At 47.6% G+C, this 15,704-nt stretch carries 14 protein-coding genes; 6 read left to right on the forward strand and 8 right to left on the reverse strand.

Features of this window, described 5'->3' with window-relative positions; genetic code table 11:
• Positions 1-170 precede the first annotated feature (170 nt).
• The 3 genes from K6Q96_RS12205 to K6Q96_RS12215 are packed head-to-tail and all read left to right on the forward strand — an operon-like array spanning position 171 to position 5,001.
• Positions 171-2,105 carry a PrkA family serine protein kinase gene (locus tag K6Q96_RS12205; RefSeq protein ID WP_251876060.1) on the forward strand — a complete coding sequence of 645 codons (1,935 nt, stop codon included), beginning with the start codon at positions 171-173 and terminating at the stop codon, positions 2,103-2,105.
• Between the two features lie 36 nt (positions 2,106-2,141).
• Positions 2,142-3,413 (forward strand): YeaH/YhbH family protein, encoded by a 1,272-nt coding sequence (locus K6Q96_RS12210; protein WP_251876062.1) that lies wholly within the window; start codon positions 2,142-2,144, stop codon positions 3,411-3,413.
• 43 nt (positions 3,414-3,456) lie between these two features.
• Complete coding sequence (locus tag K6Q96_RS12215; RefSeq protein WP_251876064.1) at positions 3,457-5,001, forward strand: SpoVR family protein; 1,545 nt, start codon at positions 3,457-3,459, stop codon at positions 4,999-5,001.
• 61 nt (positions 5,002-5,062) lie between these two features.
• Here the strand turns inward: K6Q96_RS12215 and fadR are convergent, their stop codons facing one another.
• Complete coding sequence (gene fadR, locus K6Q96_RS12220) at positions 5,063-5,914, reverse strand: fatty acid metabolism transcriptional regulator FadR (protein WP_251876066.1); 852 nt, start codon at positions 5,912-5,914, stop codon at positions 5,063-5,065.
• Between the two features lie 668 nt (positions 5,915-6,582).
• Here fadR and nhaB point away from each other — a divergent pair.
• Together nhaB and dsbB are read left to right on the forward strand one after the other, a co-directional pair.
• Positions 6,583-8,169: a Na(+)/H(+) antiporter NhaB gene (gene nhaB / locus K6Q96_RS12225; RefSeq protein WP_251876068.1), complete on the forward strand. Its 1,587-nt coding sequence runs from the start codon at positions 6,583-6,585 to the stop codon at positions 8,167-8,169.
• 85 nt (positions 8,170-8,254) lie between these two features.
• A complete protein-coding gene (dsbB, locus tag K6Q96_RS12230; protein ID WP_251876069.1) occupies positions 8,255-8,791 on the forward strand; it encodes a disulfide bond formation protein DsbB in 537 nt (178 codons plus the stop codon).
• 57 nt (positions 8,792-8,848) lie between these two features.
• Here dsbB and K6Q96_RS12235 read toward each other — a convergent pair whose 3' ends face one another.
• A complete protein-coding gene (locus tag K6Q96_RS12235; protein ID WP_251879639.1) occupies positions 8,849-9,235 on the reverse strand; it encodes a (deoxy)nucleoside triphosphate pyrophosphohydrolase in 387 nt (128 codons plus the stop codon).
• Positions 9,235-9,879, reverse strand: a complete 645-nt coding sequence (locus K6Q96_RS12240; protein WP_251876070.1) for a YecA family protein — start codon at positions 9,877-9,879, stop codon at positions 9,235-9,237. The genes K6Q96_RS12235 and K6Q96_RS12240 overlap by 1 nt, the downstream gene beginning before the upstream one ends.
• Positions 9,880-10,082: 203 nt before the next feature.
• Here K6Q96_RS12240 and K6Q96_RS12245 point away from each other — a divergent pair, with 203 nt between their 5' ends.
• Complete coding sequence (locus K6Q96_RS12245; RefSeq protein WP_251876071.1) at positions 10,083-10,757, forward strand: Rossmann-fold NAD(P)-binding domain-containing protein; 675 nt, start codon at positions 10,083-10,085, stop codon at positions 10,755-10,757.
• 73 nt (positions 10,758-10,830) lie between these two features.
• On the opposite strand, the gene dusC is transcribed toward K6Q96_RS12245, so the two are convergent.
• From dusC to K6Q96_RS12270, 5 genes are all read right to left on the reverse strand, one after another.
• Complete coding sequence (gene dusC / locus K6Q96_RS12250; RefSeq protein WP_251876072.1) at positions 10,831-11,805, reverse strand: tRNA dihydrouridine(16) synthase DusC; 975 nt, start codon at positions 11,803-11,805, stop codon at positions 10,831-10,833.
• A gap of 213 nt (positions 11,806-12,018) precedes the next feature.
• Entirely contained in the window at positions 12,019-12,798 is a 780-nt protein-coding gene (locus K6Q96_RS12255; RefSeq protein WP_251876073.1) for an avidin/streptavidin family protein, read from the reverse strand.
• The gene (locus K6Q96_RS12260) at positions 12,798-13,988 is read right to left on the reverse strand and encodes a pepsin-like aspartic protease (RefSeq protein ID WP_251876074.1); all 1,191 of its coding nucleotides are present in this window, start codon (positions 13,986-13,988) and stop codon (positions 12,798-12,800) included. The genes K6Q96_RS12255 and K6Q96_RS12260 overlap by 1 nt, the downstream gene beginning before the upstream one ends.
• A 12-nt stretch (positions 13,989-14,000) precedes the next feature.
• Positions 14,001-14,918 (reverse strand): sensor domain-containing diguanylate cyclase, encoded by a 918-nt coding sequence (locus tag K6Q96_RS12265; RefSeq protein ID WP_251876075.1) that lies wholly within the window; start codon positions 14,916-14,918, stop codon positions 14,001-14,003.
• A gap of 245 nt (positions 14,919-15,163) precedes the next feature.
• Positions 15,164-15,604 carry a YcgN family cysteine cluster protein gene (locus K6Q96_RS12270; protein WP_251879640.1) on the reverse strand — a complete coding sequence of 147 codons (441 nt, stop codon included), beginning with the start codon at positions 15,602-15,604 and terminating at the stop codon, positions 15,164-15,166.
• Positions 15,605-15,704 lie beyond the last annotated feature (100 nt).

Consider the following 15,704-nt stretch of genomic DNA (forward strand, 5'->3'; position numbering starts at 1 on the left):
GATGGGCTGAATACAAGGCCTTATCACAAAAGGGAAAAATATTGAAAAAACAAGCAATTCAACCAAGCAAATTGATCAGTTGCTACTAGTCTTAAAAGAGTGAGGATATGAAAGCAACTGCGCCGATATCCTTTCTAATTGATAACAGCACGATTTTAGGGGGCAGGACCATGAGTATTTTCGACCACTATCGTCAGCGCTACGAAGAAGCAAAAGACGAAGAGCTGAGCCTTCAAGAGTTTCTGGACCTTTGCCGGGAGGACCGCAGCGCATACGCAAACGCGGCTGAAAGGCTGTTAATGGCCATAGGCGAACCTGAAATGATCGACACCGCGCTTGATCCTCGCTTGAGCCGACTTTTCTCAAACCGCGTGATCTCTCGCTACAAAACGTTTGAAGATTTTTATGGCATGGAAGATGCCATCGAGCAAATCGTTTCCTACCTCAAGCATGCTGCTCAAGGTTTGGAAGAGCGCAAACAGATCCTCTACTTACTTGGCCCAGTGGGCGGTGGTAAGTCTTCACTGGCTGAAAAACTCAAAAGTCTGATGCAGAAAGTGCCAGTTTACGTGCTGACTGCAAACGGCGAACGCAGCCCAACCAACGATCATCCTTTCTGTCTGTTTGATGCTGCGGAAGACGGCGCCTTGCTGGAAAGTGAATACGGCGTACCTCAACGATACCTTCGCACCATCATGTCACCTTGGATTGCCAAACGTCTGCATGAATTCGGCGGTGACATTACCAAGTTTAAGGTCGTCAAAGTCCGTCCATCTATTCTGGACCAGGTTGCTGTCGCGAAGACAGAGCCAGGTGATGAAAACAACCAAGACATCTCGTCACTAGTTGGTAAAGTCGATATCCGACAACTCGAGCACTTCGCTCAAGACGACCCAGATGCATACAGCTACTCAGGTGCGCTGTGTAAAGCTAACCAGGGTCTGATGGAATTCGTTGAGATGTTCAAAGCACCTATCAAAGTGCTTCACCCGCTGCTGACAGCGACGCAGGAAGGTAACTACAACGGAACTGAAGGTCTCTCTGCCCTGCCGTTTGATGGCATGATCCTAGCTCACTCGAATGAGTCTGAGTGGCAGACCTTCCGCAACAACAAAAACAACGAGGCATTCCTTGACCGTGTTTACATCGTGAAAGTGCCTTACTGCCTGCGTGTCTCTGAAGAAATAAAAATCTACGACAAACTGTTAGAAGGCAGTGAGCTGTCGAATGCGCCTTGTTCACCTAGCACGCTCGACATTCTTGCCCGCTTCAGTGTGCTTTCCCGCCTGAAAGAGCCGGAAAATTCCAGCATCTTCTCGAAAATGCGTGTTTATGACGGTGAAACACTGAAAGACACGGATCCAAAAGCCAAGTCTTATCAGGAATACCGAGACTACGCAGGCGTCGACGAAGGCATGAATGGTCTGTCTACCCGCTTCGCGTTCAAGATCCTTTCCCGCGTATTCAACTTCGACCATTCCGAAGTGGCGGCAAACCCTGTTCACCTGTTCTACGTGCTTGAACAGCAAATTGAGCGTGAGCAGTTCCCGCAGGAAATAGCGGAGAAGTACCTGGAAAACCTGAAGGGCTACCTGATTCCTAAGTACGTCGAGTTTATCGGCAAGGAAATTCAGACTGCCTACCTAGAGTCTTACTCCGAGTATGGCCAGAATATCTTTGACCGTTACGTGACCTATGCAGACTTCTGGATTCAGGATCAGGAGTACCGCGACCCAGATACTGGCCAACTGTTCGACCGCTCTGCGCTCAACAGTGAACTGGAGAAAATCGAGAAGCCTGCAGGTATTAGTAATCCTAAAGACTTCCGTAATGAAATCGTGAACTTTGTCCTTCGTGCACGCGCTAACAATGAAGGTAAGAACCCGGTTTGGACCAGCTACGAGAAACTTCGCACTGTGATTGAGAAGAAAATGTTCTCGAATACCGAAGAGCTGCTGCCGGTCATTTCCTTCAATGCGAAAACGTCGACCGAAGAACAGAAGAAACACGACGACTTTGTCGCCCGTATGATGGAAAAAGGATATACCCGCAAACAAGTTCGCTTGCTGTCTGAGTGGTACTTGCGTGTGCGTAAATCCTCGTAAGTCTGTCTAGGGATGTATTGAAATTACGGGGGGCTTATGGCGCATTTTATTGATCGAAGGCTCAACGGGAAAAACAAAAGCACGGTGAACCGTCAGCGTTTCCTGCGACGTCACAAGCGACAAATTAAAGAGTCTATTGCTGATGCCGTGAATAAACGTTCCATCACTGATGTGGATAGTGGCGAAAGCGTTACTATCCCTTCCCGAGACATTCGAGAGCCAGTATTCCGACAAGGCAAAGGCGGACAGCGTGATGCTGTCCACCCTGGCAACGACCAATTTATCCCCGGCGACCGCATAGAGCGCCCACCAGGCGGTGGGCAAGGCGGCGGTGCTGGTGAGGGTCAGGCAAGTCCAGATGGTGAAGGTCAGGATGATTTTGTATTCCAGATTTCGAAAGACGAATATCTGGACTTACTGTTCGAAGATCTGGAACTGCCAAACCTTCAGAAGAACCAGATGAACAAGCTGGTTGAATGGAAAACTCATCGTTCTGGTTTTAAAGCCACCGGTGTTCCCGCCAACATTGCGATTGTGCGCTCGCTCCAGAACTCTTTGGCACGCCGTACTGCTATGTCAGCAGGAAAACGACGAAAGCTTCGTGAACTGGAAGCAGAACTTGAAGCGCTAAAAAGCACTGAGCCTGGACAGCCACTCGAAGAGAAACGTATCCAGGAAGAAATTGATGAGCTGAAGGCGAAGATCGCTGCAGTACCTTTCATCGATACCTTCGACCTGCGATATAAAAACTACGAGAAGCGTCCACAGCCTAGCAGCCAGGCGGTGATGTTCTGCTTGATGGATGTGTCAGGTTCGATGGACCAAGCCACAAAGGACATCGCCAAGCGCTTCTACATTCTGCTTTATCTCTTCCTCACCCGAACCTACAAGAACGTGGAAGTGGTGTTTATCCGCCACCACACACAGGCGAAAGAAGTGGATGAGCATGAGTTTTTCTACTCACAGGAAACTGGCGGCACCATAGTGTCCAGTGCACTTCGACTGATGAACGACATCGTGAAAGATCGCTATCCGTCTAATGAGTGGAATGTTTATGCCGCACAAGCATCAGATGGTGACAACTGGGCGGATGATTCACCGGGCTGTCGCGAGTTGTTAGAAAGACAGCTGCTGCCTGTTTCACGGTACTACGCCTACATTGAAATCACCCGTCGAGCCCACCAAACACTGTGGCGCGAGTATGAAGCGGTGGCAGAAAGTTACGAAAACTTCGCCATGCAGAACATTCGCTCTGCCGACGACATTTTCCCAGTCTTCCGGGAGTTGTTTAAGAAACAGGTGAGCTAATCCCTCACCTCTTTTTCCGGGATAGAGATCCAAGGAGGACGCTATGGCAGTCGCAGCAAAAAAGAAAAAGAAGACGCTCAGTGATGGTCCTGACTGGACGTTTGAGCTGCTAGAAAACTACCACACAGAAATCAAACGTGTGGCAGCACACTATCGCCTCGACACCTATGTGAACCAAATTGAAATAATCACTGCCGAACAAATGATGGACGCCTACTCCAGCGTAGGTATGCCTATCAATTATAACCACTGGTCTTTCGGCAAAAAATTCATCGAAACTGAACGCGGTTACAAGCATGGCCACATGGGTCTTGCCTATGAAATCGTGATTAACTCCGACCCTTGTATCGCCTACTTGATGGAAGAAAATACCATCACTATGCAAGCTCTGGTAATGGCGCACGCTTGCTACGGACACAACTCGTTTTTCAAAGGTAACTACCTATTCCAAACCTGGACAGACGCAGGCTCAATTATCGATTATCTGCTGTTTGCCAAAAACTACATCAGCGAATGTGAAGAAAAATACGGTGTCGATGAAGTCGAAAAGCTACTCGACTCCTGCCATGCGCTGATGAACTATGGTGTAGATCGCTATAAGCGCCCGCAAAAGATTTCGATTGCGGAGGAAGTTGCGCGCCAAAAGTCTCGCGAGGATTATCTGCAAAGCCAAGTGAATGCGCTTTGGCGCACCATTCCAACCAGTGAAAAGGTACGTGAAAAAACCGTAGACCGGTTTCCATCAGAGCCCCAGGAAAATATCCTCTACTTCTTTGAGAAGCACGCACCACTATTGGAGTCTTGGCAGCGTGAAGTGATACGTATCGTCAGAAAAGTCAGCCAGTATTTCTACCCGCAAAAGCAAACGCAGGTGATGAACGAGGGCTGGGCAACGTTCTGGCACTACACCATTCTCAATCATCTTTATGATGAAGGTCTGGTGACTGACCGTTTCATAATGGAGTTCCTGCACAGCCACACTAATGTGGTTGCACAACCTCCGTATAACAGCCGTTTTTACAATGGTATCAATCCGTATGCGCTTGGTTTTGCAATGTTTCAGGATATTCGCCGTATCTGTGAAGACCCAACTGATGAAGACAAATACTGGTTCCCTGAAATCGCAGGCAGTGACTGGTTGGAAACCTTACATTTCGCGATGCAGAACTTTAAGGACGAGAGCTTTATCAGCCAGTTCCTGTCACCCAAAGTGATGCGAGACATGAAGTTCTTTGCCATCAATGACGATGACAGACAAAACTTCATTGAAGTGACCAGCATCCACAATGAGGAAGGTTACCGCCAGATCCGTGAGAAGCTGTCGGCGCAATACAACCTCAGTAACCACGAACCCAATATTCAGGTGTTCGATGTAGATTTACGTGGCAACCGCTCGCTGACCTTGCGTTACGTGCCACATAACCGCATCCCGCTGAACGATTCCTACGAAGAAGTGCTCAAGCACGTTCACCGTTTATGGGGTTTTGAAGTCGTTCTGGAAGAAGAGCTTCCGGACGGTAAGAGCAAGATTATTTCTACGTGCCCGAAGCGCCCTCAGTTTGACCCCGACCTGATACCGGGAAGCTAAGCCAACAGGCACAAAAAAACCGCCCCTGCTGGCGGTTTTTCTTTTTAGAGAGGAGGGAAAATTACGCTTCTTCCTGCTCCATCAATTTTGCAATGGTGTCACGGTTAGAGAACCAAATCGCACCACTCTCACGGCCATACTGCTTAATACGGTCAGCTACGTCCAAATGACGACCTTCATTGGTGATAACCAGTAAATCGCGATAAAACTGAATCGCCAGTTCACAAGCACGCTTGTCCATGAAGTAGTAGCCACCAACACGGGAGTAGATTTTACGCATGCCGTTCATGGTCAATACATAAACTTTGTTCCCGGAGCGTTGTGCCATGCCCTGAAACAACATGTAGTCGAAGTGGTTAAATGCACGACCGCGGCAAACCGCTTCACAAGTTTCCAAATCAGTTTTGCCAAAGGTATCGTAAATTTTCTTCACATCCTGCTGAATCGCATCTTTCTCTTCAGCAGCTTCAATGAAATTTGCAAAGCTATCGCTCGCCAGCAAAGCCTCACAACGGCCAATCACTTTTTCAATCAGGTCAGCACACACTCGTGGGTCGTTTTTCACTGCGTAACGCATGTATACGCCACTGATGTCGGTACGCGCAGACAGTAGGTTTTCCAACACACCATGAACGTCTTCACCTTCAAGGGTGACTAGCGTATCTAGGATGTTGAGACCAGAGGTATTCATGTAGTCATTCACACGTGTTGGCTTTCCGTGTTGGATGGTCAGCCAGCCATCACGAGCCAGGCGCTGAAGCACCTCTCGAAGGGTAGTACGTGTGACACCAATCAGTTCTGACAACTCGCGCTCTGCGGGAAGAATTGAGCCTTGAGGAAAATGATTATTCCAAATGCTCTCGATAATATATTTCTCAGCAAAAGTTGCCGGGCTATCCGCCTTAATAACCATTTAGTGTTGTTTCCAAGTTGCTTCTTATCTTGATTAATAACTCATCATACCACTTATCATCACAACCTAGAAACCTATCAAGGGTATCGTTTGCGCCCATTTGACCGCGATTTGACGGGCGTACATCACAGTTAATTAAATTTTCATCTGACTTGAACAGTGGCTTTTCCTAGTTTCATAACCACAACATGCACTTTTATGTGCGTTTTAAACCACAATAACTGACCAGCTACCAATTTTTCCACCTCTTCACACGCGACATTGATTAAAAGAAAGACGATTGTTTTCTGCTACGCGTTATCCTTGATCACCATCACTGTATACAAGCATTCCCATGCATAGAATAACGGCGCCCAAATGTTACAGGATATTTCAAAACCCCAGGGTTGAAGTCGCGTTTTTTCGTAACATACTCCAGTAATTTAATTAACATGCAAAGGATTGTTGACTGTTTGAAAAGTCGCTGTATTGTGTGCTCCGAGTTTGCCTATGCGATAGGTTTCAGCGGTGCTTTTCGTCGACTTATCGGCGTTTAAGGGTCAGATTCCAGTCATTTCAACAAAATTTGAAATTATGTAATTTTGCCGCCCCCTCTCGCAACAGAGCGTTTACATCTTCATTTCAAGCCTCCAAAGATACTTGCTGATATAAGAAACAGAGACATAAACATGGCCATTACGCTAAGGAATGCTTTCATCAAGAACTTTCTCGGTAAGGCGCCCGACTGGTACAAAGCGGCGATTATTGCGTTCTTGATTATCAACCCAATTGTTTTCGCTATCGATCCGTTTATCGCGGGTTGGTTGCTTGTGGTGGAATTTATTTTCACTCTGGCGATGGCGCTTAAATGTTACCCACTCCAACCAGGCGGCTTGCTCGCTATCGAAGCCGTAGCAATAGGCATGACGAGCCCGGCAACTGTCAAGCATGAGCTGGTTGCCAACTTCGAAGTACTACTGCTCCTCATCTTTATGGTGGCAGGTATCTACTTCATGAAGCAGCTACTGCTGTTCATATTTACCAAAATCCTGCTCGGTATTCAGTCGAAAACTCTGTTATCTCTGGCTTTCTGTTCTGCAGCAGCATTACTTTCTGCATTCCTTGATGCGCTGACAGTTATTGCCGTGGTTATCAGTGTGGCTGTTGGTTTCTACTCCATCTACCACCGTGTTGCTTCAGGTAAAGACTTCCAATCAAGCCATGACCATACTTCAGACGAATCTGTTCGCGATGATCTAAGCCGTGATGACCTTGAGAACTACCGTGCATTCCTGCGTAGCCTGCTGATGCATGCTGGTGTCGGTACCGCACTGGGTGGTGTAATGACCATGGTTGGTGAACCTCAAAACCTAATCATAGCTGAAAAAGCGGGTTGGCAATTTGGTGAGTTCATCGTTCGAATGTTGCCTGTTACCTTGCCGGTTCTATTCTGTGGCTTGGCCACTTGTGCATTTGTCGAAAAGTTTGGCTTGTTTGATTACGGTGCGAAACTGCCTGAAAACGTTCGCCAAATCTTGGTTGAATTTAACAACGCTGAGCGTGCTAAACGAACAAACTATGACGTAGCAAAGCTGGTAGTGCAGGCGCTGATCGCTGTATGGCTGGTGATTGCACTGGCGATGCATCTGGCTGCAGTAGGCCTTATAGGTCTAAGCGTGATTATTCTGGCGACGTCTTTCACAGGTGTTATCGACGAGCACCACATTGGTAAAGCATTCGAAGAGGCTCTGCCATTTACTGCCCTGCTTGCGGTTTTCTTCTCAGTGGTTGCGGTTATCGTTGACCAAGGGCTTTTCACACCTGTCATCAGCGCCGTACTGGAACTGGAAGGCGGCGCGCAGCTCACCATGTTCTATATTGCGAACGGATTGCTTTCCATGGTGTCAGATAACGTGTTCGTAGGTACGGTTTATATCAATGAAGTGAAAGCGGCACTGATGGATGGCATCGTCACTCGTGAACAATTCGAACTTCTTGCTGTCGCAATCAATACAGGTACTAACCTTCCGTCGGTAGCAACACCAAACGGTCAGGCGGCGTTCCTGTTCTTGCTGACATCAACGCTGGCACCGTTACTGCGCTTGTCGTACGGGAAGATGGTTTACATGGCACTGCCATACACCGTCGTGATGGGTCTGGTAGGTCTCGCAGGTATCGAATTGCTGCTGCTTCCAATGACGGAATGGTTCTATGAAGCGGGTTGGATCACACTTGGCACTGTTGAAGCGGCTGGTGCAGTGAGTACTGGTCACTAAAGGTTGCTTTTCAACCGGTTACATCTTTGAATAACAAAGTCCCGCCTTCGGTGGGGCTTTGTCTTTTACAACGGATTCGTATTATATGTTGTCGTATTTCAACGAAATATCCCGTGGTCGCGGCGCTTGGTTTCTGCTGATGCTGTCGGGTTTAATCCTCGAAGGCTGTGCGCTGTTTTTCCAACACGTGATGGACTTGGCTCCTTGCGTCATGTGTATCTACGAGCGTGTTGCCATGCTGGGTGTGGTGGGGGCGGGGCTCATCGGTATGATTGCTCCGCAAAATTCACTGGTACGCTGGTCAGGACTGATTGCCTGGGGTGTTGCGGCGGGTTGGGGCCTTAAACTATCCATCGAACATGTTGGCTACCAATTCCCGGATCCGAACGACCTGTTTGGTGCGACCTGCGATATCTTTGTTTCTTTCCCTTCATGGGCGCCATTGAACCAATGGGTTCCATGGATGTTTGAAGCCAGCGGCGATTGCAGCAAGATTGTTTGGCAATTCCTGACACTGTCTATGCCTCAATGGCTGGTCGTCATTTTCGCAGCAATGCTGGTTGTGTTGGCAGTTGTTGTGTTATCTCAGCTGTTCGGCAAGCGCGAGCGCCGCCTCTTCTAGTTGAGACCATCGCGTCGATAGAATCATAAAAAATCCCAGCCTTGGCTGGGATTTTTGTTATTTGCTTTTCAGTAGCGCTACCAAGGGCTTATCTGCATCACTGAAGATATAATCGTCCAACTCAGATTGGCTTACCCATGCCTTTGCCTGATGGCAATGCAGGGTCAACTCACCGTCCACCAGCTTACAGCGGTAGCTTTTGAGTAGTATCGACTTGGCTGCATAATGGTGGAGTGTTTCAGTGAGATACTCACCAACCTCTACCTTAATGGACAACTCTTCCAATAGTTCTCTGGCTAAAGCCTCTGGCTCAGTTTCTCCGTGCTCCACTTTGCCACCAGGAAACTCCCAAAGACCGCCTTCATGGTCAAAGCGCTGGGTAATGAGAATGCTATCACCGTCAGTGAGTACACCAGCGACAACCAATATTGGAGAAGTCGTCATCACTTACCGCAGCACTTTTTGAATTTCTTTCCGCTGCCACAAGGGCATGGGTCATTACGACCAACAGTTTTGTACGGATTCACTGCACGAGCACCGGAACCCTGCTGCACTTCATCCGCCGCCAGCGCCACTTCGTTAATCATCAGAGGTAGTTGCTGGTAGTACTTTTCTGGCGATGGCAGTGCCGCCAGCCCTGCTTCTTTCATCTGATCCAGCGTGCCTTGTTCATCATGCAAGAACAGCATGGTGGTCATCAGTGCCGAAAGCATGCGTCGGCTACCATCAGACACTTTGATCTCCTGCCATGCCGGTTCAATATGAGGCCAAACCGCAAGAAAGCCTTCGGCAAAAGCCTGATGATTTTCATTTCGTGATGCGTCGAGTGACAACTCTACAGGCAGTTCGTAGGTGTGTTTCATCAGTGCCACATACTGCTGCTCAAATCGCAGCATCACCGCCTTCTTCTGCTCAGTGGTGATTGGCTCTAAATCGTCTTCGTCCATTCCACCTGTCACCAGAATAGGCAACCAGCTATTTTCAGGATCCAAAGGTGCCGGAGACAGGTTAGCAGCCAAAAGCGCACCTTCAATAAAAGTGGCTGGCATACCTTCCCAGTCACTTTGTAATTCGACCATCGACGTCATTGTGGTTCTCTAAAGATGTAAAAAACGGATCATAACCCAAAACGCCCGTCAACGCTGATTTTCGACTTCTCCTTATGAAAACAAGGTCATTTTCTCACGACCAGAACTACGCGATAAATCGAATAAATGGCCTAAGACACTGAATCATTTTGCGCAAACCGTGCTAGTCTTAGCCGCAGTTGATTCTTGAGGACTTTCAGTCAGTGCCATCGTCTCGAAGTGTCATTATCGCTGGGGCAACCGGGTTGGTAGGTGACGAGTTATTACATCAATTATTGGGAGATCCTGATATCTCCCATATCCACGTTGTAACGCGACGCCCGGTTGCTGTGGTTTCTGACAAAATCATCATTCATCAAAGCCCAGATCTCTCTGTCACTCATTGGCAACCTCAGTGGCAAGTGCCACTTCAAGGGTATATTTCCTTAGGTACAACCAAGAAGCAGGCAGGGTCGAAAGCGGTACTAGAAGAGGTGGATTACCACCTTGTGGTCAAAGTGGCACGTATGATGGCAGTGGTCGGCGTTAAGCATCTGGCCGTGGTTTCCAGTATGTTGGCTCACCCTTGGTCACCATCCCATTACCTGCGCTGCAAAGGTAAAATGGAGCGTGCACTTTCAGAGATGGGGTATGAACGCCTTTTGGTGGCACGTCCCGGACCTTTGGTTGGGGAGCGTGAAGAGCCTAGAAAGGATGAACAATTCCTGCAGCGGATCATGCCTCTATTTACCCCTTTCCTCGCTGGCCCATTAGCAGATTTTGAACCTGTGGAAGCGGTGCGTGTTGCGCGCGCGATGATTGCAGCACTTTCCGAACAAAACTGGCCGGGTCGAATTGATCACCGTATTATGCCGGGCCGGGTGTTGAATCAGTACTAGATTTCGGAACAGAGAATCCAAAGAGAAAAGGCAGACCGAAGTCTGCCTTTCTCATGTTTCTTGAAGTCAATTTCTAAGCAAAGCTCTCAACAGCAGCCTGACTCTTCACACTGTTGAGCGTGCTGATGATTTCCCCCAGAATTTGTTGTTTATCTTTAAGCTGGCGAATACGCACAAACAGCTCTTTCGCTTCTGGATATTCCGCCTGCAGATAACGGAACCATTGTTTTACGCGATTTGGGTAGTACATGCCCTTATCACCACGGATTTCAAATTCTGAATAGCGCACTAAAAGGTTCAAGACTTGATGCCAAGACATCGGTGCGGTACCGGTTTTAATATGTGCCGCGAGGTTTGGCATATTCAGCGCACCGCGGCAAACCATCAAGGTTTCACATCCCGACACTTCCGCACATTTTAGCGCGTCATCTCGACACCAAATATCACCATTGGCAATCACAGGAATAGACAAGTTCTTTGCCAAATCGCCAATCAAATCCCAGCGAATAGTCCCCGCCTTATAAGCATCTGCTTTGCTGCGACCATGAACGACAATTTCACTGGCCCCACCAGATTGCACCGCATCAGCAATTTCACGATAGGCAGAGACATCATCAAAGCCCAGACGCACTTTGGCGCTGACGACTTGATCGGAAGGCACTGCATCACGCACTGCTTTCACCACCTCATACATCAGCTCAGGTTCTTTCAGAAGAGCCGCCCCACCTTTGTTGCCGTTTACCGTCTTGGATGGGCATCCAAAGTTAATATCAACCCCAGACGAGCCAAGTTCCGCCACCAGTGCGGCGTTTTCACCCATGTATTGCGGAGACTGACCTAACAGTTGCACGCGCACTGGGGTGCCGGAAGACGTTTTACCGCCGTTTTCCAGCTCAGGACTTAGCTTGTAGTAGACGCGGGGAGGCAGTTTCGCATCGACGACACGCACAAATTCGGTCACGCAAAGATCGTAAGGGTTAATCTCAGTCAGCATTTGACGCATCAAAGGGTCAAGCACGCCCTCCATTGGGCCCAAGGTCAATTTCATAGCGGAATCGCTCTATTGATGGCGAGCGTATGAAATATAGTGGGGGGATTACTCAAAGACAGCCTCAATGTTATTGCGCACTTGGATCATCAGACACCATCGTATCCAAGTGACCTTGTAAACTGTCGCGCATCATATCAGTGAGGCTTGACGATGTGTAGCGAGATGCACCTCTTGTTCTAGAGTACAAAAAGATAGGGAGACCGTACAAAGCTATTTTTCAATGTTAAGTCTCCGAAAAGTTGTACTTTCCATGCGTGTCTGCATGAAACTGTCTTGTGGGGAGGTTTGCTCTGCATGCCAGCTATTCAAGGTCATTGTATCTTTTCCAGACTCAAGCATGCCTGACAAAGAGAAAGCAGATTGCTCATCTGACTCATACCCAGATAGCGACAAGCTTTGCGCCATTCCCGGTTCGGCGTCGACGTCTATAAACCCAGTAAGCATCACTTCCGAATCCCCGCGTACCAGCCATGCTGACGTTGAGCCAGAAGCCCCTTTCACATGGTAAATATCAAGCAGTTGGCGCTGATCGAGACTGACCCACTTTCCAATGACAGGGCGTTCTTCAATGCTACACTCTTCAGGTAAGTCACTCATTACTGACTCAAGATCAACGTCCGCTGAGGACTTGTTAAAAATTAACTTATCAACGAAGTTGCCTTTCTGATAGCTGCCAAATGGTACGGAAACAACGATCACATTGGTTAGCGTTAGCTTGCCATCATGCTGAAGTTGCCCAACCATGGAGCCAGCCCAATGCCAGCTTTCATCTTTCTCTCCTTCAGCGATATTTTTCCAATAAATGGAGAGCGCCACAGATTGCCCCATCGTCTGAGTTGGGGCTTCGCCAGAGCAATGACCTACAAGTTGATAAACCCCTTTGGAGCCAGTGTGTGAGCTATACCGGCCAATGATCCTGTTCTCTATCGCGAGGAGTTCCATCTTGGATTGAAAATCATTGTGCCAAATTCCCGTTAATTGCTTATGCATTATTTTGCCTTTAGCTTATCAAATAGACTGGCGGGCTCTTTTTGCTTGGTCTGGATAATTTTTGACCCACCAGGCTTATTAAAAATCCATACGCCTTTAGGTACCAATTGACCGTCTGATGGCTCTTCGTACTCGTAAACCGTGTATAAGTGGTCCATCAATACAGAGCCCACCAATAACATGTCTTCCGCACCTTTCAGCCACTGAAACTGTGAGACCGATTGCCCTTTGTGCTGTCCTTCCTCAATGTCACGTCGATATACATCGCTGGTGATTTCCAATAACCCATATTCGTCATCCGCACTGTCGGTCAGAGAAATTGAAACCACAGGACTGCTCTCTGTCGTCTGTTCAAAGACCTTTTTCAGTACTGTTTTGTCTCCTTTGAACGCAGAAGAACCACTGTCTAAAGTAAAATATAGGTCTTCTCCAATAAGGTTATCACCAACGCTTATTGAGGCATTCTCGGAGCTCCAAAGGTAAGGGACTTCTTCCCGATAACGTGCCCACGGTAAAAAGAGGTACTCAAGCGACGTTGAATACGCATCATCGAGCAATCCAAAACTAACGGTTCCTCTCGCTGATTTGTCTTCGCTCATGTCGCTTAAAAAGCTGATAAATGGTCTCTTTTTACTGACGAACCCTTTATCCATAAGATCGAGCAAAAAGTGGGAGTGAGTAGGTTCCCCTTCATGAGATTGTGCCAGCCTGAAAGTACCAGACAGCTTATCGAGAGGAACTTCAGACACTTCGCCGCTAGGTAGCCCAATACCACCATCCCAGTCCAGCTCATCAAACTGTATGCCTGAATATTTTTTGGACAAGTACAAAGATATGGATAAACAGGCGTCCAATTCCTTTTGAATTGGCATACAAAGTTTATCTCTGCCCTCTTCAACTTCCATGCTCCCCCACGGACCGAAATCAACCGTTGTCCCAGTCTGATCAATCCATTCAAAGGTTGATGATTCAGAAAACATGAAGCGACCATTCGCATAATGTTGGCAGCCATCATCAGAACAAAGGCTAGATGTCACCCAGTTAAAGTTACTCCCTGTATCAAAACAGAATTTAAGCGTTTGTCCCGGCGTACCTATATTCAACTCGCAGAACCAGGGGGTTGCACCATTGTTTTGGAAAGGTCCTTTTTGGAGTGGCAAGGAGAAACCATCAGTTTTTTTCCGTAGCATAGTTCTTTTCTTTTAGCGGCAAGAGGAGAAACGGCTGACTTTATTCCTGCCCGTTTTCTTCGAGTGGTACATCGCAGTATCGGCTCTTGCCATGATGCTTTTTATGTTGTCGTCTGAATCACGGACCTCAGTCACACCGATACTCACCGTCAGCTTTATACTTTTCTCTTCCGCTACGAAGCGACTGCTTTCTAGCGAAAGCCTTAGTTCCTCTGCTTTTTGGTAGGCAGATTCTATGCCTGAATGTAAAAGAATAATGGCAAACTCTTCACCGCCAATCCGCCCGAAAAAATCAGATCCCGTCAGTTTTTCATTCAATAAGTTAACCGTGAACTGAATTGCCTCATCTCCGCAATAATGGCCAAGCGAATCATTAATTTGCTTAAAGTGATCAATGTCGAGCATAAGCAAAGCGAAGGGAGTACGGTCGGTTTGAAACTGTTTCAGTGCGCCTCGCAGTCTTTCAGTAAAAGCGCGCCTGTTCGCGATACCAGTGAGATCATCCGTTTCCGACAGTTCTTTTAGACGTTTTTCCAAGAGGTGACGCTCAGTAATATTTTTCGCTATCCACACAACGGTGCGCTCGCCATTTTCAATCAGTGGAATAGGTTTAATGGTGGCTTCAAACCAGATCTGTTCAGGTGCGATAACATCGTCAGGTAGGTCGATCATGTTATCGGTATCAAACTTATACGAGGCGAGTTGTACCTGATTCGTTTCAAGCGCTTTTTTGATATACGAATGAAACGTTTCGGCCATTTCAGCCGGAGCGACGTCATATAGCGATGAGCCGATGAACTGCTTACAGTCAAAGCCAGTGGCGTTATCTTCTCCACCGTAAACGTCGATATATATCCCAGATTCGGAGAAGATAAACGTATGCTCTGGCAAGGAGTCCAAAACCGTGTAATAGCGGTCCTTCAATTCCATCTGATGGCCTGGCTTGTATATTGTTTGATAATGAGAGTATCAATAAGTTAGAAACAGGAGATTCAAAGTCAATCAAGCACAGCTACTTACGATATATCACTCGCAAACATATCAGAAACTTATGAGTCAAAGTTTTTACAGCAGGCGGAGAAATACACCCAACAATCGAATGTCATAAAAATACCGCCTTGATAAAAGCGGTATTTCAAAGAGTAGCCATGGTTGCAAAAAAACGATTTAAAGCGCTATCTGCGCGAAGGATGATTGATGATGTGGTCTTCCCAATCAATCACGTCGATTTCGTAAACCACTTTCTCACGTACTGATTCGTTCGCAGCGTGCATCGCGTCTTTCGACCCGGTAATTAGCGGATGCCAGACTGGAAGTGGTTTGTCTTCTGCCAGCAAACGGTAAGCGCAGGTATCTGGCAGCCAGTAGAACTCTTCAATCTTCTCGCGGGAAAGCTTCAAACAGTCTTCGTCATAGCTAAAGCGGTTCGGGTAGTCTTTACATGAGCAGGTCTTGTCATCCAGCAGGCTGCAAGCGATGTTGGTGTAGTACAACTCCTCGGTATCTTCATCGATCAGTTTGTGAAGACAGCACTTACCGCAACCGTCGCACAGTGATTCCCACTCTGCGTCAGTCATTTCAGTCAGTGATTTTTGTTCCCAGAAAGGCGTTGTCATGCTTACCCGTACCTGCCAGTCAATCTTGATAAAGGCGCTCGTTATACCACCCATAGCAGAAACTGCAAGCTCAAGACGGAATCCCTGCTTTCAGCGGCTG

Origin of the sequence: Grimontia kaedaensis (genome assembly GCF_023746615.1) — a bacterium.
Lineage (GTDB): Bacteria > Pseudomonadota > Gammaproteobacteria > Enterobacterales > Vibrionaceae > Enterovibrio > Enterovibrio kaedaensis.